This is a genomic window from Streptomyces monashensis, from assembly GCF_001866665.1.
Taxonomy (GTDB): domain Bacteria; phylum Actinomycetota; class Actinomycetes; order Streptomycetales; family Streptomycetaceae; genus Streptomyces; species Streptomyces monashensis.
Window position 1 is genome coordinate 50,767 of sequence record NZ_MLYO01000029.1, and the last position, 22,760, is coordinate 73,526.

15 protein-coding genes are annotated in these 22,760 nt (G+C 72.1%); 11 read left to right on the forward strand and 4 right to left on the reverse strand.

Annotated features, from left to right (window positions below):
- Positions 1–133: 133 nt before the first annotated feature.
- Positions 134–1,681 (reverse strand): MFS transporter, encoded by a 1,548-nt coding sequence (locus tag BIV23_RS17675; RefSeq protein WP_107471195.1) that lies wholly within the window; start codon positions 1,679–1,681, stop codon positions 134–136.
- Between the two features lie 186 nt (positions 1,682–1,867).
- Here BIV23_RS17675 and BIV23_RS17680 point away from each other — a divergent pair, with 186 nt between their 5' ends.
- The 3 genes from BIV23_RS17680 (at position 1,868) to BIV23_RS17690 (ending at position 3,975) form a co-directional block, all read left to right on the forward strand.
- Positions 1,868–2,491 (forward strand): TetR/AcrR family transcriptional regulator, encoded by a 624-nt coding sequence (locus tag BIV23_RS17680; protein WP_071381838.1) that lies wholly within the window; start codon positions 1,868–1,870, stop codon positions 2,489–2,491.
- An 81-nt stretch (positions 2,492–2,572) separates the two neighbouring features.
- Positions 2,573–3,274, forward strand: coding sequence for a ribonuclease HII (locus BIV23_RS17685; protein ID WP_071381839.1), 702 nt, complete (start codon positions 2,573–2,575; stop codon positions 3,272–3,274).
- A gap of 68 nt (positions 3,275–3,342) precedes the next feature.
- Entirely contained in the window at positions 3,343–3,975 is a 633-nt protein-coding gene (locus tag BIV23_RS17690) for a hypothetical protein (RefSeq protein WP_079173215.1), read from the forward strand.
- Between the two features lie 462 nt (positions 3,976–4,437).
- Here BIV23_RS17690 and BIV23_RS17695 read toward each other — a convergent pair whose 3' ends face one another.
- Positions 4,438–5,058 carry a hypothetical protein gene (locus BIV23_RS17695; RefSeq protein WP_071381841.1) on the reverse strand — a complete coding sequence of 207 codons (621 nt, stop codon included), beginning with the start codon at positions 5,056–5,058 and terminating at the stop codon, positions 4,438–4,440.
- A 264-nt stretch (positions 5,059–5,322) separates the two neighbouring features.
- Positions 5,323–7,488 (reverse strand): RecQ family ATP-dependent DNA helicase, encoded by a 2,166-nt coding sequence (locus tag BIV23_RS17700; protein WP_071381842.1) that lies wholly within the window; start codon positions 7,486–7,488, stop codon positions 5,323–5,325.
- A gap of 143 nt (positions 7,489–7,631) precedes the next feature.
- Here BIV23_RS17700 and BIV23_RS17705 point away from each other — a divergent pair, with 143 nt between their 5' ends.
- The 7 genes from BIV23_RS17705 to BIV23_RS17735 all read left to right on the forward strand — a co-directional run bounded on the left by BIV23_RS17705 (position 7,632) and on the right by BIV23_RS17735 (position 19,546).
- Positions 7,632–9,194, forward strand: coding sequence for a DUF4192 domain-containing protein (locus BIV23_RS17705; RefSeq protein WP_071381843.1), 1,563 nt, complete (start codon positions 7,632–7,634; stop codon positions 9,192–9,194).
- Between the two features lie 506 nt (positions 9,195–9,700).
- Entirely contained in the window at positions 9,701–11,890 is a 2,190-nt protein-coding gene (locus BIV23_RS17710) for a glycogen debranching N-terminal domain-containing protein (RefSeq protein WP_245790559.1), read from the forward strand.
- A 129-nt stretch (positions 11,891–12,019) separates the two neighbouring features.
- Positions 12,020–12,778: an NUDIX hydrolase gene (locus BIV23_RS17715; protein WP_071381844.1), complete on the forward strand. Its 759-nt coding sequence runs from the start codon at positions 12,020–12,022 to the stop codon at positions 12,776–12,778.
- Between the two features lie 160 nt (positions 12,779–12,938).
- Positions 12,939–15,503 carry an ATP-binding cassette domain-containing protein gene (locus BIV23_RS17720; protein WP_071381845.1) on the forward strand — a complete coding sequence of 855 codons (2,565 nt, stop codon included), beginning with the start codon at positions 12,939–12,941 and terminating at the stop codon, positions 15,501–15,503.
- Positions 15,504–15,665: 162 nt separating this feature from the next.
- Positions 15,666–16,553, forward strand: coding sequence for a FadR/GntR family transcriptional regulator (locus BIV23_RS17725; RefSeq protein WP_071373124.1), 888 nt, complete (start codon positions 15,666–15,668; stop codon positions 16,551–16,553).
- 467 nt (positions 16,554–17,020) lie between these two features.
- The gene (locus BIV23_RS17730; RefSeq protein WP_071381898.1) at positions 17,021–18,562 is read left to right on the forward strand and encodes an RNA polymerase sigma factor; all 1,542 of its coding nucleotides are present in this window, start codon (positions 17,021–17,023) and stop codon (positions 18,560–18,562) included.
- A 123-nt stretch (positions 18,563–18,685) separates the two neighbouring features.
- Positions 18,686–19,546, forward strand: a complete 861-nt coding sequence (locus BIV23_RS17735; RefSeq protein ID WP_071381846.1) for a serine protease — start codon at positions 18,686–18,688, stop codon at positions 19,544–19,546.
- Between the two features lie 101 nt (positions 19,547–19,647).
- Here BIV23_RS17735 and BIV23_RS17740 read toward each other — a convergent pair whose 3' ends face one another.
- A complete protein-coding gene (locus BIV23_RS17740; protein WP_071381847.1) occupies positions 19,648–19,878 on the reverse strand; it encodes a DUF7455 domain-containing protein in 231 nt (76 codons plus the stop codon).
- 439 nt (positions 19,879–20,317) lie between these two features.
- Between BIV23_RS17740 and BIV23_RS17745 the strand changes: the two genes are divergently transcribed.
- Positions 20,318–22,441, forward strand: a complete 2,124-nt coding sequence (locus tag BIV23_RS17745) for a DNA gyrase/topoisomerase IV subunit B (RefSeq protein ID WP_071381848.1) — start codon at positions 20,318–20,320, stop codon at positions 22,439–22,441.
- Positions 22,442–22,760 lie beyond the last annotated feature (319 nt).

Sequence of the window (22,760 nt, forward strand, 5' to 3'; positions counted from 1 at the left end):
GCTCGTGCTGGTCGTCGTCCTGGCCCTGGTGCGGATGCCGACAGCCGCCGTACGGCCGGCCGGACCGCCTTCTGCGCGTTCCTTCCCTGGGCGGCGGTCCGGACGGCCGTGGCTCCGCGCGGCTCGGAGGGAGTCAGCCCATGCCCGGGCCCGCCGTGCCGGAGAGGGACTCGAGATCGCTCTTGCGGACCCTGAGCACCAGCCAGGCGGTGAGGAACGCCAGCCCGGCGATCGCGGCGGCCGGTACGAAGGCCAAGGAGATGCCGTGGGCGAGCACGTCGTGCCCCCAGGGCGCGGGCAACTGGTGGGTCTTGGCGAACTGCGCCTTCTGCTCCGGCGAGCTGTCGGCAAGGAACCTGGGCAGCTGCTTCTTCGCCTCGTCCTTGCCGGCCGAGCCGAATACGGTCGTCAGGATGGACAGCCCGAGCGAACCGCCCACCTGCTGCATCGCGTTGAGCAGCCCGGAAGCCGCCCCGGCCTCGTGCTGGGCCACGCCCGACACGGCCGTCACGGTGGCCGTCACGAAGTTCAGCCCCATGCCGAAGCCGAACACCAGCATCGGCCCGAGCACTCCGCCGAGGTAGGAGCTGTCCGGCCGGATGAACGTCTGCCAGACCAGTCCGACCGTCACCAGCGCCGAACCGACCGCCATGAACGGCTTCGGGCCGAACTTCGGCAGCAGGGCCTGAGAGACGCCCGCGCTGATCGCGATCGCCACGGTCACGGGGAGGAAGGCCAGGCCGGCCTTGATGGCGCTGTAGCCGAGGACGTCCTGCACGAACAGCACAATGTAGAAGAACATGCCGAACATCGCCGCGGACAGGCTGAGCATGATCACGTACGTGCCCCAGCGGTTGCGGTCCGCGAACATCCGCAGCGGGGTGATCGGCTCCTTCGCCCACGCCTCGGTGAGGACGAAGGCGAGCAGCAGCACCACGGCCGCGGCGAACGAGCCGAGGGTGAGCGTGTCGCGCCAGCCGTTCTCCGCGGCACGGATGAAGCCGTACACCAACGAGGCCATGCCCACCGTCGACGTCAGCGCGCCGGTGATGTCGAAGCGCCCGGGGTGCCGCGCGGACTCGCTGATGTACAGCGGCGCGAGCGCCGCGATCAGCACACCGATCGGCACGTTGACGAACAGTACCCACCGCCAGTCCAGCCAGTCGGTGAGCATGCCGCCCGCGAGCAGGCCGATGGCGCCACCGCCCGCGGAGACGGCGGCGAACACGCCGAAGGCCCGGTTGCGTTCCGGGCCTTCGGGGAAGGTCGTGGTGATCAGTGCCAGCGATGTGGGCGAGGCTATCGCGCCGCCCACGCCCTGAAGGGCCCGTGCGGCCAGCAACTGCCAGGGTTCCTGGGCGAGGCCGCCCAGCAGCGAGGCGAAGGTGAAGAGCAGGATGCCGGTCATGAACACCCGGCGGCGGCCGAGAATGTCACCGGCTCGCGCACCGAGCAGCAGCAGGCCGCCGAACGTGAGTGTGTAGGCGCTGACCACCCAAGTCAGGTCGGTGGTGCTGAACTTGAGCGCGTCTTGAATGTGCGGGAGCGCGATGTTCACAATCGTCGCATCGAGTACCACCATGAGTTGGCAGGCCGCGATGACGGCGAGTGCGATGCCGGGATGCCCCTCCCGGCGGGCCACGCCCGGTTTTGGATCCTGGAGCAGCTGAGAGGTCGTCACTATGGGTCCCCCACGAAGGAATTAGTGAACGCTCGCGTTCACTTTCGGCTCCACGGTAGTGAGCCCCCCAGAGTGAACGCAAGCGTTCACTTAATCGGGTGTGCCGCCCCGCGTCCCCCTGTCGCTGCGGTGCGGTGCCTCCCCTCCCCTGAACCCCCGCTTCCCTTGCACGTTGGAGAGAGACAGATGGATACCTCGCGCTGGACGGCCGATCCTGCCCGGACGGCTTCCCTCCGTCGGCGCGGCGTGGTGCTGGAGCGCGCGATCATGGATGCCGCCCTGGAACAGCTCGGCGCCGTCGGCTGGAAGGGCCTGACCATGGAGGGCGTCGCGGCCGGAGCGCAGACCGGCAAGGCCGCCGTGTACCGCCGCTGGCCCTCCAAGGAGGACCTCGTCGCGGACGCGCTGGTGGCCGGACTGCCCCGGGTGGAGACCGCGCCGGACCTCGGGAGCGTGCGCGAAGACCTTCTCGCCCTATGCCGGGCGGTGCGGGAGATCATGTACTCGCCCCCCGGCGTGGCCCTGCGTGCGGTGATTCACGAGTGCGACGATGTCCAGGCGGAGCGCTTCCAGGACGTGATCGTCGGCGGGGTCATCGAGCCGACCGTCACCTTGCTCCGTGACGTCGTCATGCGCGGAATAGAGCGGGGAGAGGTACGCTCCGATGCGGCCAACAGCTATGTCTTCGACGCCATCCCGGCCATGATGATGTACCGGTCGAAGGTGTGCGGAAGCGAATGGAGCGACCAGGATCTCGAGGAGATGATCGACCGGCTGATGCTCCCGCTGCTGCGGCCGCACCGGGTCTGATCCCGCGCCCCGGTGAGCCCTGCGGCGCGCGGGTGACCGGGGTGTCGCACGACGATCGCGTCGGCGTAGGCTAGGGGCGCCATGCCGTACGAACCACCTACTCACACCGTCGAGCGCTCCCTGCGCGCCACGACCGGAGCGAAGGTCATCGCCGGTGTCGACGAGGTGGGGCGCGGCGCCTGGGCCGGACCGGTCACCGTCTGTGCGGCGGTCACCGGACTGCGTCGCCCGCCCGAGGGCCTGACCGACTCCAAGCTGTTGAGCGTCAAGCGTCGTACGGAACTGGCCGAGGTCTTGCGGACATGGGTGACGGCCTATGCCCTGGGGCATGCTTCCCCCGAGGAGATCGACGCCCTGGGGATGACGGCCGCGCTGCGGCTCGCCGCGGTCCGCGCCCTGGACGCTCTGCCGGTCCACCCCGACGCCGTCATCCTCGACGGGAAGCATGACTACCTCGGCGCCCCGTGGAAGGTGCGTACGGTGATCAAGGGCGATCGCTCGTGCGTGGCCGTCGCCGCGGCGTCGGTGATCGCCAAGGTTCAGCGCGACAAAATGATGGCCGAACTGGGCATCGACCATGCAGACTTCGGATTTGCGGACAACGCCGGGTATCCGTCGCCCGTGCACAAGGCCGCACTGGAGGAGCGGGGGCCCACCCCGCACCACCGCTTGTCGTGGGCGTATCTTGATGCGTTGCCTCAGTGGCGGCACCTCAAGAAGGTCCGCAGCTGGGCGGACGGAAGTGTTCCGGAAATCGAGGGTCAGCTCGGCTTCGATTTCTGACGGTTCCGATCGCACTGATGTGCCACCCGGTCACCCGCTCCGCACCAATGTTTGATAAATATCAGCTCATGCCTCTCATTCCCGAGGAGCCTCAGATTCACGAGAGTGCCCAGGGTCCCCGCGCTACTCCGGCCAGCGGCCGTACCGCGCCGACCCCTCGCCCCGTACCCGGCCCCCGTCCCGCGGCTCCGTCCCGCCCCGGTCGCCCCGGCCCTCCGCGGCCCGCGCCGCCGGTGCAGCGCACGCCGCGTGATGTGGCTCCGGCCAAGCCGAGCCCGTCCGGCCCGGCCGCTCCCGCCGCTTCGGCGGCCACCCCGCAGATCCAGCTGATCCCGGCCTCGGCCGAGGGCGCGCTCGACGCCGCCGACGAGGCGGTGGACCTGCTCCTGGACTCGGGCCGTGCCCCCGGCGACGTGCTCGTGATCACCACCGGTGCCCAGCACCCGTGGGCGGAGCACGAGCTGTCCTTCGGTGAAGCCGCCTACTGGGCGCAGCACGACGCCGGTGACGACGTCTTCTACACGGACGTCACCATCGCCGACCGTGCCGCGTCCCGCCCCGTGGTGGTCGTGGCCGTCAACGGAGGTCCCGCCTCCGCCGCGGCCTCCGTCCTTCCGCTGGCCCACTCGCGGGCCGGTGCCCTGCTGATCGTCTGCGGCGACCCGCAGCAGATCAACGCGGTCCTGGGCGCCGGCGTCTGAGCCACGCCCGGTGCCTCGGGGCACCGGAGTGACGCTGGAGCCGCTCCGGCGGAATCCGCACGGAGTGGCTTTTGGCATGCCCGGATGCCAGGCGGCCACCGAGTTTGCGAGGAAGGCCTCCCGGTCGGCCCCGGCGGCGGGGCGGTGACCGGCGGGCGCCGGTGGGGTGCGTCCGTCACCGCGATGCGGCGCGCGGTCTCCGAGCCGTCTGTGCCCGGGACGCTGTACGGCCGCCGGGCGCGTCCCGGACGCCACAGGGCCATCGGCCCGCACGGTGCGGGCTGCGGACGGGCTGTCCTGTCCTCCGCGTCCCTTGTCGGCCTGTGTGGCCCGGCCGTTGGCGGGGCCACGGCTCGGGCTCGGCCTGCCGCCCCCGCGGCCCAGGCGTCCGCCGCGGGCGCCGCGCATCCGACCGGCGCATCCGGCAGGGGTGTACGGCTCGCTCGCCCGGTGCCCGGACCGTCAGCGGGCCGCCGCGCGGCGCAGGACCTCGGAGACCGGCCCGCCGGTGCGCGGCGCGAGCGGCGGGGCCTCCGACTCGGCGAAGGGCTCCGGCGCCGAGTCGGCGTTGGGGCGGCGGCCGCCGCGCCCCTCGCCGAGCACCTGCCAGCCGTCGTGGGTCAGTGTGATGTACGCCCCGCAGCGCAGGCCGTGCAGCGTACAGGCGTCGCGCAGGCCCCACATCCAGGCGCCGTCCTCCTCCGTCCAGCGCGCGTCTCCCTCACGGCAGTAGAGCAGTACGGCCGTGCGCACCGGGGTGCGGCGCCTCAGGTCATGGGGAATGACCCGGCGCAACTGGGCGAGCAGCGTGTTGCGGAACATCCAGCCGTCGGCCGGGGCCGGGCGCCGCAGGAACGACGCGCTGGCGCACAGCCGTTCCTCCGGATCCAGCACCGCCACGACCGCCATGGACGGTCTCGGGTGGTGGCGGGCGTGCAGCCCGCTGACGACCTCACGGGGGTCGCGCAGCAGAGGGATTCCGGCGGAAGCCCATTCGGCCGGCTCGAGCAGGCGACTGGCGGACGAGGCGGACGCGGACGTCGACAACGAGGCCGCCGAGGACGAGGCGAATCCGAAGGTCACGTTCTTCCCTTCGGCTACGCGCCCATACTGCGGGCGAGGTTGGATTCGGGAGCGCGCACCGCAGCAGAGCCCAACCGGAGCACGGGCGAACCGTGCGGGGAGCGGACCTCAATTCTTCCTGTCGAACTGGGATGCGGCAACGAGCAATTGGGGCCACCGACGGTTATCTACGGGTGTGTGGCTTATATCCTTACCCAAGGGTTCGTCGGAGCACGCCTGAGGTGGCCGACCTGAGTACGGCGGCCGCCACGGCCGGACGCGGGGTCAGCCCTGGACGGCCAGGACCAGCGGCAACACCCCCCGCGCACCGGACCGTCCGAGCAGGCGCGCCGCGACCGCGAGGGTCCAGCCCGTCTCGGTGAAGTCGTCGACCAGCAGAACCGGACCACCGGCCTCGGCGAGCGCCGACGCGAGAGCGGGCGGCACCGTCAGCGAGCCGTCGAGCGCCTTCAGCCGTTGCGCGCTGTTGCTGCGCGGCACCCGCGGCGCATCCTCCGCGTACTCCACGGAGCCGAGCAGGGGAAGCCGGCCGATCTCGGCGATCCGGGCGCCCAGGGACTGGACCAGCCGGGGCCGGGTCCGCGAGGCCACTGTGACGACACCCACCGGCCTGGGCTGGGCGTCGGCAGCCCCGGAGGCCCAGCCGCCGGGGCCCTTCGCCCAGTCCGCCAGGACGCCCACCACGGCCCGAGCCACGTCGTCCGGCACAGCGGCGTCCGGCGTCTGCGGGGCGAGAAGTGGCCGCAGCCGATTGCCCCAGCCGATGTCCGACAACCGGCCCAGCGCACGTCCCGGCGAGGCCTGTTCACCGGCCGGAATACGCCCCTTGAGCGCGATGCCGATGGCCGGCAGGCCGGTCGGCCACATGCGACGGGGTTCCACCTCGACCCCGGCACGGCCGAGATCGCTCCGGGCGGCGTCCACCGCCGCGGTGGACGTGTCGGCGGTGAAGCGCGGCCCCGCGCAGTTGTCGCAGCGGCCACAGGGCCTGGCGTCCTCGTCGTCCAGCTGGCGCTGCAAGAACTCCATCCGGCATGCGGTGGTGGACGCGTAGGTCCGCATCGCCTCCTGCTCGGCCGAGCGCTGCCGGGCCACCCAGTCGTACCGCTCGATGTCGTACGACCAGGGTTGCCCGGTCGCGACCCAGCCGCCCTTGACGCGGTGGACCGCCCCGTCCACGTCGAGGACCTTCAGCATGGTCTCCAGCCGGGAGCGGCGCAGCTCGACCAGCGGTTCCAGGGCGGGCAGGGACAGCGGTCCGCCGGCCCGGGCGAGGACGTCCAGGGTGCGCCGGACCAGCTCCTCGGAAGGGAAGGCGAGCGAAGCGAAGTACTGCCAGATCGCCTCGTCCTCCTTGCCCGGCAGCAGCAGCACCTCGGCGTGCTCGACACCACGGCCGGCCCGGCCGACCTGCTGGTAATAGGCGATCGGGGAGGAGGGCGAGCCGAGGTGGACCACGAAGCCGAGGTCCGGCTTGTCGAAGCCCATGCCGAGTGCGGAGGTGGCGACGAGCGCCTTGACCCGGTTGCCGAGCAGATCGTCCTCGGCCTGCTGCCGTTCGGCGTTCTCCGTCTTTCCCGTGTAAGAGGCGACGGCATGCCCGCGCTGTCGCAGGAAGGCGCTGACCTCCTCCGCCGCCGCGACCGTGAGCGTGTAGACGATGCCGGAGCCCGGCAGGTCGTCGAGATGGTCGGCGAGCCAGGCCATCCGGTGCGCCGCGTCCGGCAGCCGAAGCACTCCGAGGCTGAGACTCTCCCGGTCCAGCGGGCCGCGCAGCACCAGGGCGTCCGATGTGCCGCCCGTGCCGAGCTGGTCGGCGACATCCGCGGTCACCCGCGCGTTGGCCGTGGCGGTGGTGGCCAGCACGGGCACGCCGGGCGGCAGCTCGCCGAGCATGGTGCGCAGCCGACGGTAGTCGGGTCGGAAGTCGTGACCCCAGTCGGAGATGCAGTGGGCCTCGTCCACGACCAGCAGGCCCGTCGCCGCGGACAGCTTGGGCAGGACCTGGTCGCGGAAGTCGGGGTTGTTCAGCCGCTCCGGGCTGACGAGCAGGACATCGACCTCGCCGGCCGCGATCGCGGCCTGGACGGCGTCCCACTCCTCGGTGTTCGCGGAGTTGATGGTCCGGGCATGGATACCGGCCCGGGCTGCGGCCTCCACCTGATTGCGCATGAGCGCGAGCAGCGGCGAGACGATCACCGTGGGCCCGCTGCCTCTGGCCCGCAGCAGCGAGGTCGCCACGAAATACACCGCGGACTTGCCCCATCCCGTGCGCTGCACGACCAGGGCCCGGCGCCGGTCGGCGACCAGCGCCTCGATCGCCCGCCACTGGTCCTCGCGCAGCCGGGCCCCGCCCGTGGTGTCCCCGACGAGCCGGGCGAGGACGGCATCCGCCTGCGCCCGGAGATCCGCGTTGCTCGTGTGCTCCATGGGCTCCATACAACAGGACGGGACCGACAATCGGGCGGGGCCGGGGTGGGACCTGTGGACAACCGCCCTGGGCTTGTCGTGTCCCTGATTCGACTTATCCACAGGCGCAAGCGGGATCTCGGGATCCGCGAGATCGTCTCCGCATGACGAATCACGGCGAAACCACGGGACCGTTCGAAAACAATGACATCTCCGGACACGACCCGTTCTCCGGGCTGTCCGCGCCCGACACGCACATCACTCTGCGCACCCCCGCCGAGCTGGCCGACGCCCTGCCCTACCTGCTCGGATACCGACCCGAGGACAGCATGGTGCTGGTCGCCCTCCACGACCGCGAGAGCGGCGGCCGGTTCGGCGGCCGGGCCCGGCTCGGCATTCCCGCGAACGAGGAGGACTGGGAGGCGGCCGCCAGGCAGCTGGCCCAGGGCCTGGTCAAGGGCAGCGAGCGGCGGGGCTCCCGCCCGGCTCAGATGGTGGCCTACGTCTGCCAGGAGCCAGCTCCGGGCGAGTCCGGCCGGGACGTCAGGCGCCGGCTCGAGCGGCTGGCCCAGTTGCTGCGCACCCAGTGCGGCGACCTGGACGTGCCGGTCGTCGAGGCACTGTGCATCGCGGACGGCCGCTACTGGTCGTACTGCTGCCCGGTCGAGGGATGCTGCCCCGAGGACGGCTCGCCGATGGGCCTGCCCGGCACCTCGGTCCTGGCCGCGGCGGCCACCTACGCGGGCATCCAAGTGCGCGGCACCCTCAGGGAGTTGCGGGCCAGGCTCCAGCCCTGGGAGACCTCCGCGGCCCTGGAGCAGGAGGCCGCGCTGGACGCGGCGGGCATGGCCCTGGTGCCTCGCATCCTCGACGAGGCGTCCCGTCCGGAGGTGGCCGAGGAGACCCTCGCCCTGGCCGAGCGCGTCATGCGCCGCTTCGCCGCGGCGGCGCCCGTGTCGGGTACGCATCCGGCGGACGTCCGCGACGACGGCCTGCTCGCACATGACGAGGCTGCCACGGTCATCCTCGGACTCCAGGACCGCACGACTCGCGACCGGGCCGCCGCCTGGATGGAGGGTGCGGAGGCCGGCCCCGCTCTCCGGCTCTGGCGCGCCCTGGCCCGCCGCTGCGTCGGCTCCTACGGTGAGCACGCCGCGGCGCCGCTAACCCTGGCCGGCTGGGTCGCCTGGTCGACGGGGGACGAACTGGAGGCCCGCGAGGCCTTGGCCATGGCCCTGGGCGCGGATCCCGACTACCTCTTCGCTCGCCTGCTGCACCAGGCCTGCAACGAAGGGCTCGACCCCGAGGCGATCCGCCGCTGTCTGCGCACGGAGCGCCCGGGGTCTGCGCGGGCCGAGGCCGCACGGCAGACGCACGAGGCAGTGGATGCGGCACCCGGCGCGCTCCCCGCCGTCGACGGCGGCACGTCCGGAGCACGTGCGCAGCCGGACGGGCAGGTGGCGGAACCGGCGTCCGGGACGGGTGCGCGCCGAAGGCGCCGGGTACGGTCCCTCGACGGAAACGACAGCCGCCCTGCGGCGCGGGCAGCCCGGACGGCGGGCGGAGGGCGGCGCCCGACCGGCTCCCGCCCCGGGCCGTCGGCAGCCGAGCCCTCTCGCCCGGCCACGCGCGGTCCCGGCGGCACGCGCAAGCGTGCGTCGGACCAGGGCACGACCAGCGCCACCGCGTCGGGGAGCGGTCTCCGCGAGCCCGAGGGGGACGGATGAACGCCCCGGCACCGGCCACGCAGGCCCGCGCGGCGACACCTCACGGTGCGCCGGCGGCCACGGTGACACGGGGCGTGCGCCCCCGGAACCCGCGCGCGCCCCTGCCCCACGAGAGTCCGGCCGCGTCCCGCCCGGTGACCCCGGGACGCCGCCGCAGCGCGGCATCCTTCCTGTGCCGCCTGGCCGTCCTGGTGCACCGGCCTCGCCCAGGGGCTCCAAGGGCTCCAGAGGCTCCGGGGACTTCGGGGGCACGCGAGGGCGCACCTCGCACTCGGTGGTGGCACCGGACCACGGCCGTCTCGAACGGCGCCCCCGCCGGCGCGCAGCGCCGCGATTCGGCCGGGCTCCCCGGGGCGGGCCGTGACCCGGAAGCGGCGCCCCGCGTTCACCTGAGTGGCGGAGCGCCCGAACAACGCACTCCGCCGCCGCACGACCGATGTCCCCCGGGGCGCCCCACCGGCCGCCCAGCGCGTCCCTGGCGCACCGAGAGCAGAAGAAGCCATTCCATGCACCAGCAGCCGACCCCGTCCTTCGCCGCCGCCGAGCGACCGCCGAGGGACGGGCCCGCGCGGTTCCGGCCGGACGGCGCCATCATGACGGCGGTGGAGACCCTCGGCGTACGACCGCCGTCCCAGGACTCCCGGCCGGCCTTTCCTGCTGACGCGGGCGCACCCTCCCGCGCTCCACACCCCGCCCGTCGGCCTGCCTCGCTGCCGTCGCCCCGCACGGCGGCGAGCAGCCGTCCGATATCGGAACTGCCCTCCACCCACGGCGCGTTGATCTGCATCGCCCTGCCCGGCCTCGCGATCTCCGGCGAGCTGGGGCAGCTGACCGGCCAGGGTCTGGACGGGTTCTACCGAGGCGGGCGGCGGCTGCTCTCACGGTGCCAGGTCCGCGTCGCCGGACGTGAACCACTCGCCGTGCAGGCCAGGATGACCGGAGCCGACAGCGCCCGCTTCGTCGCGACGCTCCGCGCTTCCCCAGCGGCGGGCCCCGATCCGGATGTCCTGGTCGAACGAACACGCCGTGCCGAGGGAACCGAACGGATCACCGTCCGCAACGCCTCCGCGAGACCGCTGAGGCTCCCCGTCGAGATCGCCCTCGGCACGGACCTCGCCGAACTCGGCGCTGTCGCCTCCGGCCGGACGGGCCCCCAACTCCCGGCCACGGTCCGCGACTCGGGTCTGCACTGGGCCACGACCGATGCCGCCGCCAGTGTCACCGCCGACCCGCCTCCCTCCGACGTCCTGGCGTCCGCCGGACTCCTGCGCTGGGAACTGGAACTGCCGCCGGGCGGGACGGCGACCGTGGAACTCCGGGTACGGCTCGACGGCGCGGGCCCCGTGAGGGCCGCGGGACGGACCACCACCAGCCCGATCGCCTCCGCCCGGGCGACGGGCGACGATCCCCGGGTGGCCCCGCTGCTCGACACGGCCGTCGCCGATCTCCAGGCCCTCCTCCTGCGTGACGCCACCCACCCTTCCGACACCCATCTCGCGGCGGGCGCGCCCTGGCGCTGCGGGATGGCGCCCGCCGAGGCGCTCGCCGCCGCCCGTATGGCCCTGCCCCTCGGCACCCGGCTCGCCGCGGGCACCCTGCGCACCCTGGCCCGCACACAACTCCCGGGCCACGCTGCGCGGGCAGGCATGATCCCCGGGCCGCGACGCGACGCCGGCCCTCTCCTCCCGCCGAGCTGCACGGGAACGGAGGCCACACTGCTCTTCCCCGTTCTGCTCGCCGAGGCCCGTCGCTGGGGACTGCCCGACAGGGAGACCAGGGAACTGCTGCCCGCCGCCGAACGCTGTCTCAGCTGGCTGCGGACCACCGTCGGCGACCAGCCCTATCTCCCCGATCCGCAGCCCGCGGGTCCGGTCCGCTGCGAAACGCAGGCCCACGCGTACCGCGCAGCCCTGCTCGGCGCCGACCTCCTCGACGCCTACGGCCGGCCGGGCGCCGCCGAGTTGCGCCAGTGGGCGCAGGCCCTGCGCGCAGCGTTCCGGACCGGCTTCTGGATCGAGGACCACGGTGGCGGACGCCCGGCCGCGGCCCTGGCGCCGGACGGCCGGCCCGTGCCGCACCTGGGTGCGGCCGCCGCCCACCTGCTCGACACCGGCCTGCTCGGTTCCGGCCGGTTCGCCCGGGGCCTCCTCGACCAGGTGCAGACCGAACAGCTCGCCCGGCTGCTCGGCACTCCCGCCATGGACGCGGGCTGGGGGCTGCGCGGTCTCGGCGCCAAGGAAAGGGGACACAACCCGTTCGGCCATCGGAGTGGAGCCGTCCGGGTTCACGAGACTGCCGTCGCCGTCGCCGGACTGGCCGCCGCCGGCTACGAGAGGGAAGCCGCCGGCCTGCTGAGAGGCCTGCTGGAAGCGGCGGAACACTTCGGGCACCGGCTTCCGGAGATGTTCGGGGGCGAACAGCGCACCGCCGGGAGTGCTCCCCTCCCGCACCCCGCGGCCTGCCGGCCGGCGGCCACCGCCGCGGCATCCGCGATCATGGTGCTCACCGCTCTCGCGGGTGTCCGCCCCGACGCCCCGGCCCGTACGGTCACCCTGAGCCCCGTGCGCAGCGCCCCGCTCGGCGAACTCGGTCTCACCGGGCTGCGCCTCGCCGGCGCCCCCTTCGCCGTACGGATCAGCCGGCTCGGCCTCGCCATGGTGGAGGCGGCGGCGGAGGGCCTGCACCTGGGAGTGTGACCTCGTACGACGAGACCGAGCGAAGAAACGGAGCCGGCCCTGCGCCCCATAACGGAACGAAGCGGAACCACCACCGATGCGGCCGACGAAGGGAGTGTTTATCGTCAGGCAGACGACTATGATCGCCGCATGCCCTACGACCCGTCAGCCTTCCCGCCCTTCGCCGTCACCGTGGACCTGGTCGTGCTGACCGTGCGCCGACATGCCCTGTGCGCGCTGGCGGTACGCAGGGGTGAGCCCCCCTTCCAGGGGCGCTGGGCGCTGCCGGGCGGGTTCGTGCGGGCCGACGAGGACCTGTCCCAGGCGGCGGCGCGCGAACTCGAGGAAGAGACCGGGCTCACGGCACACGATCCCGCGGTCCCGGCCCAGGACAACGGCGCCCATCTCGAGCAGCTCGCCACCTACGGCGACCCCAAACGGGACCCGCGCATGCGAGTGGTCAGCGTCGCGCACCTCGCGCTCGCGCCCGACCTGCCGGCCCCGCGCGCGGGGGGCGACGCCAGCAACGCGCGCTGGGCACCGGTCGAGGAACTGCTGCAGCGGGGTGGCTACGGACGCGACGGCGAGCCGGTGGCGCCGCTCGCCTTCGACCATGCCCAGATCCTCGCCGACGGGGTGGAGCGGGCCCGGTCCAAGATCGAGTACTCCTCGCTGGCCACCGCGTTCTGCCCGCCGGAGTTCACCGTCGGTGAGCTGCGCCGGGTGTACGAGGCGGTGTGGGCGGTGGCTCTCGATCCCCGTAATTTCCACCGGAAGGTCACCGGTACGCCCGGATTCCTGGTTCCCACGGGGGGCACGACCACCCGCCAGGGCGGTCGGCCGGCGCAGCTCTTCCGGGCCGGCGGGGCCACTCTCCTCAACCCCCCGATGCTGCGTCCTGAGGTCTGAGGTGTGCGGGGGTCGGCCGGACGGCGGGACGGGGCGACCGACGACACCGGGGCTCCGGTTGCGGCGAACGGCGGATGTCAGTCGCGTTCGGCGGCGCCATGTCTAGAAGCAGATCGGGTGATACCAGAAAAATCGGACATCGCAAGCTATCTTGCTTCAGGTGATCCAGGCGTTCGGACTGACCAGCAATCCCCGCAAGGCGCAGCCGCCCGCCGTCGACGACGTCTCCTTCGAAGCGCGTGCCGGGAAGGTCACCGCGCTCCTCGGAGGCGCCGGCGCGGGCAAGACCACAGCGCTCAGACTGATGCTCGAACTCCAACAGGGGCGCGGCATCACCTACTTCAGAGGGCGGCCCCTGCACCGGATCGCCCATCCGTCCCGGGAGGTCGGCGTGCTCCTCGGCGATGTGCCGGGGCACCCTGCCCGCTCCGTCCGCGGTCATCTGCGCATGCTCTGCGCGGCCTCGGGCGTCCCCGCGCGGCGCGCCGACGAGGTCCTCGAAGCCGTCGGCCTCGTCAACCTCCGCGAGGAGTGCCTCGGCACGCTCTCGCGCGGCATGGACCGCCGGCTCGGCCTCGCCTGCGCCCTGCTGCCCGACCCGCACACGCTCGTCCTGGACGAGCCCGCCGACAGACTCTCCGCCCCTGAGGCGCAGTGGCTGCACGACATGCTGCGCGCCCACGCACGGCAGGGCGGCACCGTGGTCTTCACCACCGCCGACCCCAAGGAGGCCGCACGCAGGGCCGACCGCGTCGTCACCCTCGACAGCGGCAGGCTCATCGCCGACCAGGACGCCGCAGACTTCGCCCGCACCCGGCTGCGCCCGCGTGTCGCCGTCCGCAGCCCCCAGGCGGGACGACTCGCGACCCTGCTCGCCAAGGAGGCCCGCGGCGCGCGCCGGTCCGTGGAAGTCGTGCGGGAGGACGGCAACCGCCTTTCGGTGTACGGCTCCACGACCGCCGACATCGGTGAGACGGCCTTCCGGAACGGCATTCTCGTCCACCAACTCGCCGACGAGGTAGGCGACATGGGGCCGGGTTCCGGTGCGGAGTCCGGCGCCGAGCCGACGGAGGCGGCCGGCCTCGTGGCGAACGGGCCACGGGCACAGCGTGAACACGATGCGGCAGACGCGTCGGTGGTCGAGGCGCAGACCGCGGCGCCCGATCTGCCGACGGCGGAGCCGGGCGCCGCGCCGTCAGCCCCGTCGCCGGCCGGACCGGGCTCTCCGGTGCCGGGCTCGCCCGCGGCGGGCAAGGCCGCGATGTCGTTCGGCTTCTCACCGGCGAAGCCGAGCGACACGGCGTCGGGGGCCCGGGCGAGTGACCGGGGCGCAGTGCCGCCGGGCTTCTCGGCGGAGGGGCGGGAGCGCTCGACAGCAGATGCGCCGACACCACAGCCGAGCGGGGCCGGTCTCTCCTCGGGCGAGGAGGGGCGGAGTGTGTCCGCGCTCGCGTCGGCGGACGGGGCGAAGGCGGCCGACGGCGAGCGATCGTCCCACGGGAACGCGTCGGGCCTCCGCCCGGTGGCGGAGTACGCGGAGGCGGCGCGGGACGCCCCGGCCGGGGGCGGATCGCCGAGCGGCGCCCTCCCGGAAACCGGCGGGGCGGCGCACGGAGCTGCGGAGCCCGGTGACGAGGGCATGCGCGGCTGGGCGGAGGGGGCGGTCCCCGCGGAGACGCTCGCTGGTGCCGACGGCGGCCGGAGCGCGGGCACGCAGGGCACGCACTCCGCGCAGGGCGCCCGCGCCGCACAGGGCCGGGCCGTGGCGGCCCAGGAGGCGAAGGCCGCCGGTACCAGCAGCCCTGCGGCGGGCATCTCCGCACTTCGCGCCCGCCTTCCCGGCGCCAGGAATCCGGGCACGCGCCAGATGTGGGCCGACCGCGCCGCCCGCTCTGACGGCGTCCGCACCCTCGACGACCTCTCCGCTCTCCCGCCGCCCATCTCCGTCCGTCCCGCCCCCACCCCCCTCCGTCCCCTGCGCTACGAGATCCGGCGCACCATCGGAATCGGTGCCGGCTTCCTCACCTGCGCCGCCGTGCTGGCGCTGTCCGTGCTCACCGCCGTACTGCTGGCTCGGCTCGGCCACACCCCGCAGGCGCGGCTGTTCGCCGCATGGCCGCGGGAGCTCCCGCTGCCGCCCGCGGCGCTCGCGGCGGGGCTGCTCGGCGCGTCGGCCTTCGGGGACGAGTTCCGCCACCCCGCCCTCGCAGCGGACCGCGGCACCGTGCCCCGGCGGCTGGGGCTGCTGGCCGCCAAACTCCTCGTCTCCGGAGTCACCGCGGCGCTGCTCGCCTTCCTCGCCGTGGGCTGCGACGCCGAGGCGCTCTACATCGTCTACGGACGGGAGCTGGCGAGAGTTCCCGCGGACTGGCTTTCGCTGGGCGTGAGTTGGTTCGGTCTCGTCGTCGGCTGCGCCTGGGCCGGAGTCCTCGCGGCCGGTGTCTTCCGGTCCACCACGGGGGGTCTCGCCGCCGTACTCGCCGTACCCGTCCTCGTCGTTCCCGTCCTGCACGAGGCGACGCAGGGACCCGCCCTGCGTATGGCGGCCGGATTTCCGGGACGGACGCGGGAGGTGTTCCTGCTCCAGTGGCCCTTCGGAGGGGAGAGGTATGCCCTCGGGCTGGCACGCGTGATGGCCCAACCCGTGGGCGGAGCACTGGTGTTGTCGCTGGCAGCCCTCCTGTGCGCGTACCTGTTCACGACGCTGCGCACCGGATTCCGATGACGGGCGCGCGTTCGCTTTCGATCTCGCCGTGCGCACAACTCCCCTCAGGAAGCCCATTTCTTTCCGATAAGGCGTCAATTGCGACGGCGTGAGCGATCACCCTTTCGTGTGCTTTTCACCAAAGACCTCAAGGGAGTTGGAAACGGCGCCGACAAAGGTTCCGTGAGTACCCTTGCGCACACCATGATGACCGCCGCCCGCTCCACCGACTCCGGTCTGGCCGGCCCGGGCGAACTCGACCGCTACCCCTACGCCGAGGCCCCTGTGCCCGATCGCGTGGGAACGCCCTCCTGGGAGGGCGCGGAACCGGAGCTGGGCCGCGTAGGCAGGCGTGCCGCGGGCAGCCGCGGACGCGGCCTGCACGGCCAACTCGTCCAACAACTGGGGCAGATGATCGTCTCGGGCGACCTGGGCGCGGACCGTCCGCTGGTGCCCGAGGAGATCGGTCAGCGCTTCGAGGTGTCCCGCACCGTCGTCCGTGAGTCCCTCCGAGTCCTCGAGGCCAAGGGCCTGGTCAGCGCCCGCCCGAACGTCGGCACGCGCGTGCGTCCCGTCAGCGACTGGAACCTGCTCGATCCGGACATCATCGAATGGCGGGCCTTCGGGCCGCAGCGCGACGACCAGCGCCGGGAGCTGAGCGAACTGCGCTGGACCATCGAGCCGCTCGCCGCCCGCCTCGCCGCCGGGCACGGCCGGGAGGAGGTGCAGCAGCGCCTGTGCGACATGGTGGAGATCATGAGTCACGCCATGGCGCAGGGCGACGCGCTGACCTATTCGCGTGCCGACAACGAGTTCCACGGCCTGCTCATCCAGATCGCCGGCAACCGCATGCTGGAGCACCTGTCCGGGATCGTGTCCGCCGCCCTCCAGGTGTCGGGCGGCCCGGTGACGGCCTGCGACCGGCCGAACGAGGCGTCCCTCGCGCAGCACGCGCGCATCGTCGACGCTCTCGGCACCGGCGACGGCGCTGCGGCGGAGACGGCCATGCGTCAACTGCTCACGGTCCACCCCGAGGTCGAACGCGTGGTGCCCGCCCCGCGCGAGCACTGACGCAGGCGCTGATCCGCGCGATGAAGGCGGTGTGACAGCCCGTGTGCGGTGTCAGCGTGCTTCTCGTGCTTCTCGTTTCTCGTGTCGATGCCGGGCTCGGGTACCGGCCGCTGCCGGACCCCGCCGGATCCAGTGCGGATCGGCGGGGTCCGGCGGTGCGAGGGGCGGCCGTGGTCGCGGGCGTGACCGGACGCGAGGCCGACAGTGATCTCCTCTGTCCGTGTCTGACCGTTTTTGGTTGCTTACGTGGTGTGACTCGGGCCACGCAGATTGGGCGTAACGCTCGTGGAAACAGCGCGATGACCTAAGAGGTGACAGCCGCGGAGGGAATACGGACGCCATGACAGGCGCTGTGCATCTTCCCGGCCCCCCGCCCACGCCGTCGGCCCATCCCCAGGCCGGTGGTCGGCCCCTGTCCGCAGTGGACGGTGCCGGAAGCCGTTTTCCAACGTTCCGAGAGGTTGTTCGTGTCGGCCAGCACATCCCGTACGCTCCCGCCGGAGATCGCCGAGTCCGTCTCTGTCATGGCTCTCATTGAGCGGGGAAAGGCTGATGGGCAGATCGCCGGCGACGATGTGCGTCGGGCCTTCGAAGCTGACCAGATTCCGGCCACTCAGTGGAAGAACGTACTGCGCAGCCTCAACCAGATCCTTGAGGAAGAGGGTGTGACGCTGATGGTCAGTGCCGCAGAGCCCAAGCGCACCCGCAAGAGCGTCGCAGCGAAGAGTCCGGCCAAGCGCACCGCCACCAAGACGGTCGCGGCGAAGACGGTGACGACGAGGAAGGCCACCGCCACCACGGCCACTCCCGCGACGCCCGCCGCTCCGGTCGCAGCCGATTCCGCCGAGGAAGTCGCACCCGCCAAGAAGGCCGCGGCCAAGAAGACGGCCGCCAAGAAGGTGGCCGCCAAGAAGACCGTCGCGAAGAAGACGGCCGCCAAGAAGACCGCGGCCAAGAAGGACGACGTCGAGGTTCTCGAGGACGAGGTTCTCGAGGACGCCAAGGTGGCCGACGAGCCCGAGGGTGCCGAGAGCGCCGGCTTCGTCCTGTCCGACGAGGACGAGGACGACGCGCCCGCGCAGCAGGTCGCCGCGGCCGGCGCCACCGCCGACCCCGTCAAGGACTACCTGAAGCAGATCGGCAAGGTCCCCCTGCTCAACGCCGAGCAGGAGGTCGAGCTGGCCAAGCGCATCGAGGCGGGCCTGTTCGCCGAGGACAAGCTGGCCAACGCCGACAAGCTGGCGCCGAAGCTCAAGCGTGAGCTGGAGATCATCGCCGAGGACGGCCGGCGCGCCAAGAACCACCTCCTGGAGGCCAACCTCCGCCTGGTGGTCTCCCTGGCCAAGCGCTACACCGGCCGCGGCATGCTCTTCCTGGACCTCATCCAGGAGGGCAACCTCGGTCTGATCCGCGCGGTCGAGAAGTTCGACTACACCAAGGGCTACAAGTTCTCCACGTACGCCACCTGGTGGATCCGGCAGGCGATCACCCGCGCCATGGCCGACCAGGCCCGCACCATCCGTATCCCGGTGCACATGGTCGAGGTCATCAACAAGCTCGCGCGTGTGCAGCGCCAGATGCTCCAGGACCTGGGCCGTGAGCCCACTCCGGAGGAGCTGGCCAAGGAGCTCGACATGACCCCGGAGAAGGTCATCGAGGTCCAGAAGTACGGCCGTGAGCCCATCTCGCTGCACACCCCGCTGGGCGAGGACGGCGACAGCGAGTTCGGTGACCTCATCGAGGACTCCGAGGCCGTCGTCCCCGCCGATGCCGTCAGCTTCACGCTCCTCCAGGAGCAGCTGCACTCGGTGCTGGACACCCTGTCCGAGCGCGAGGCCGGCGTCGTCTCCATGCGGTTCGGTCTCACCGACGGTCAGCCGAAGACCCTCGACGAGATCGGCAAGGTCTACGGCGTGACGCGTGAGCGCATCCGGCAGATCGAGTCCAAGACCATGTCGAAGCTGCGCCACCCGTCGCGTTCCCAGGTGCTGCGCGACTACCTCGACTAGGTCGCGTCCGTACGACACCGAAGGCCCGGTTCCCCCACGCGGGAGCCGGGTCTTCGTGCTGCGCGCATCGGAGCTGTGGATCACTCTGGGTGTTCCGACACCACCCGAGAGCGAGGTTCCCTCATGCGTCGTTCCGTTGCCCGGGCCCTGGTCCGGCCGCTGGCCCTGGCGGCCGCCGCAGCCGTCATACCCCTGGTCGGCGCGGCCCCCGCGGCCGCCGACAGCGTCGTGGTCGGGGGGTTTCCGATCGACGTCTCGCAGGCCCCGTGGACAGTCGCGCTGTCCAGCCGTGACCGGTTCGGAGGTACGCGGGCGGGTCAGTTCTGCGGTGGCGTGGCGGTCGCACCGACCACCGTTCTCACGGCAGCCCACTGCCTCGGTGAGGACGTGCTCGGGGGGCCGCCGAACGCGGCGCGTGACCTCAAGGTCATCGCGGGCCGTACCGACCTGCTGTCCGGCAAGGGCGACGAGATCGCGGTACGGGACGCCCGGGTCAACCCGGGGTACGACGCCACGACGAATGCCGGCGACTTCGCCGTCCTCACGCTCACCAAGCCGCTGCCGCGCAGTGCGGTGGTCCCCATGGCCGGTGCGGGAGACCCGGCCTACACGCCCGGCACCGAGGCCCTCGTCTCCGGATGGGGCGACATGAGCGGTGGGGGCGCCTACGCGCGCAGGCTCCACGCGGCACGCGTGCACGTGCTGCCCGACGACACCTGTGCCCGCGCCTACCCGGGCGGCCCTGAGGGTGCCTACCGGGCGGGCAGCATGCTCTGCGGGGGAGAGGCCAAGGGCGGCCCGGACGCCTGCCAGGGCGACAGCGGAGGCCCTCTGGTGGCCTCTGGGCGGCTGATCGGGCTGGTGTCCTGGGGTAGCGGCTGCGGCAGACCGGGCAATCCCGGGGTCTACACGCGCGTCTCCGCGGTCGCACGGGCGCTGGACGTGTTCTCGGGTGGCCGGGCGGGTTCCGACGAGCCCTCTTGAGGGGCGCACGAGGGTACGAGAACGGGCGGCGGCTCCCGACCGGGAGCCGCCGCCCGTTTCCACCGGCCTGTGCCGGCGCTGGCTCGTCGTGTGTGCGAGATTCAGCGCTCTTCGTCGGAAGCGGTGTCCGGAACGGTCGTCAGCCGCTCCGTCTCGTCCTGTATCTCAGCGGCGATCTTCTTGAGTTCCGGCTCGAACTTGCGACCGTGGTGGGCGCAGAAGAGCAGTTCTCCGCCGCTCAGCAGGACGACGCGCAGGTATGCCTGGGCGCCGCAGCGGTCGCAGCGATCGGCGGCCGTCAGCGGGCTCGCGGGGGTCAGAACAGTAGTCACGTCGCCTCTTCTCTAGCTCGACGAGCTGTCGTACCAGGGTCAACATCCAACCAGCCCGAAAACGTTCCCGCTCGTGGCTTTTCCTCGAAAAAATCTTCCGGGGCGGCTGTCTGCTGCCGGTTGGCGGCGAATGTGCCGTAGTGCGTCTCTTGCGTGCTTACGGTTTCGCGCAGTGTTGTGTCTCGGTCCTCCCGGCCGGGTTGCCGGTTGTTCATGAGGACGTGCCCGGAGCCTAAATGGTTCATGCCTCCAAGGGAACGTGATGTGTGCTTCACTCCAACGAGGGATCGAACATGCATGCGAGTCTGGACTAGTCTGAGTTTTCGACGAGGGTGGCGTTACACCGGCTCTACCAGGCCTCGGTACCCTCTGAGCGGCAGACGAAGCCGCCCCCTTACCCAACAAGGGGTCAACTGAAATTCAGCGAGGAGCGAACCGCGTGACCGCCGATACGTCCGTGCCGTCCACAGCGCTGCTGGCAGGAGCAGACCGGGACGGTTCCAACTACACCGCGCGGCACCTGCTCGTCCTCGAGGGCCTCGAAGCCGTGCGCAAGCGTCCGGGCATGTACATCGGCTCGACCGACAGTCGCGGCCTGATGCACTGTCTGTGGGAGATCATCGACAACTCCGTGGACGAGGCCCTCGCGGGCGTCTGTGACCACATCGAGGTGGTCCTCCACGACGACGGCTCCGTGGAGGTGCGCGACAACGGCCGGGGTATCCCCGTGGACGTCGAGCCGAGGACCGGCCTGTCCGGCGTCGAAGTCGTCATGACCAAGCTGCACGCGGGCGGCAAGTTCGGCGGTGGCTCGTACGCCGCCTCCGGCGGTCTGCACGGCGTCGGTGCCTCCGTGGTCAACGCCCTCTCCGCCCGTCTCGACGTCGAGGTGGACCGGGGGGGCCACACGCACGCGATCAGCTTCCGGCGAGGCGTGCCGGGCGCCTTCGCCGCCGACGGCGCCGAGGCGAAGTTCGAGGCCAAGAGCGGCCTGCGCAAGACCAAGAAGGTCCCGAAGACCCGCAGCGGCACGCGCGTGCGGTACTGGGCCGACCGGCAGATCTTCCTCAAGGACGCCAAGCTCTCCCTGGAGACCCTGCATCAGCGCGCCCGGCAGACCGCCTTCCTGGTGCCGGGCCTGACGATCGTCGTCCGCGACGAGTTCGGCCTGGGCGAGGGCGGCAGCAAGGGCGAGGAGTCCTTCCGCTTCGACGGAGGGATCAGCGAGTTCTGCGAGTACCTGGCGAACGACAAACCGGTCTGCGACGTCCTCCGCTTCTCGGGGCAGGGCACCTTCAAGGAGACCGTCCCGGTCCTGGACGAGCACGGCCAGATGACGCCCACCGAGGTCACCCGCGAACTGGGCGTGGACGTTGCGTTGCGCTGGGGCACGGGCTACGACGCGAAGGTCAGGTCCTTCGTCAACATCATCGCCACCCCCAAGGGCGGCACCCACGTGGCCGGCTTCGAGCAGGCCCTCACGCAGACGATGAACGACGTGCTGCGCGCCAAGAAGATGCTGCGCGTGGCCGAGGACAACATCGTCAAGGACGACGCCCTGGAGGGCCTCACCGCCGTCGTCACCGTGCGCCTGGCCGAGCCGCAGTTCGAGGGGCAGACCAAGGAGGTCCTCGGTACCTCGGCGGCCCGCCGCATCGTGAACAACGTGGTCACCAAGGAACTGAAGGCGTTCCTGACCGCCACCAAGCGCGACGCGGCGGCGCAGGCCCGGGTCGTCATGGAGAAGGTCGTGGCGGCCGCCCGCACGCGCGTCGCGGCCCGCCAGCACAAGGACGCCCAGCGGCGGAAGACGGCCCTGGAGTCCTCGTCCCTGCCGGCGAAGCTCGCCGACTGCCGCAGCGACGACGTCGACCGCAGCGAACTGTTCATCGTCGAGGGCGACTCCGCGCTCGGTACGGCGAAGCTGGCCCGGAACTCCGAGTTCCAGGCCCTGCTGCCGATCCGGGGCAAGATCCTCAACGTCCAGCGGTCGTCGGTGACCGACATGCTGAAGAACGCCGAGTGCGGCGCCATCATCCAGGTCATAGGAGCGGGCTCGGGCCGCACCTTCGACATCGACCAGGCCCGCTACGGCAAGATCATCATGATGACCGACGCCGATGTGGACGGCTCCCACATCCGCTGCCTGCTGCTCACCCTCTTCCAGCGCTACATGCGGCCCATGGTCGAGGCCGGCCGGGTCTTCGCCGCGGTGCCGCCGCTGCACCGGATCGAGATCGTCCAGCCCAAGAAGGGCCAGGACAAGTACGTCTACACGTACTCCGACCGCGAGCTGCGGGACAAGCTCATGGAGTTCCAGAGCAAGGGCGTCCGGTACAAGGACTCCATCCAGCGCTACAAGGGTCTGGGCGAGATGGACGCCGACCAGCTGGCCGAGACCACGATGGACCCGCGCCACCGCACCCTGCGCCGGATCAACCTCGCCGACCTGGAAGCCGCGGAACAGGTCTTCGACCTGCTGATGGGCAACGACGTGGCACCCCGCAAGGAGTTCATCTCCAGCTCGGCGGCGACGCTGGACCGTTCGCGCATCGACGCGTAGCCACTGCGCCGGGCTCCGGCCGACCGGAGAGTGCCCGGGCAGGCCGGGGCGAGGCGGACCCGACGCATCGTGCGGGCAGGGCAGGGATACGGGGCCCTGGCCCCGGGCCGGCGAGCGGTGGCGGTTCGGTGCGCGTCCGAGTCGCGGTGGCTGCGGGGCGCGTGTCCGGGCTGCCTCCTGTGGTGGTCCGGTGCGCGGTCGGACCGGCAGGGCGGACCGGCAGGGCCGACCGAGTCCGCCCGGACGCAGGTCTCTGGCCGCTCTGGCGGGCCCGGGCCGCCAGAGCGGCCAGCGCGCCCGAGAACCGCGCCCGCCGGCC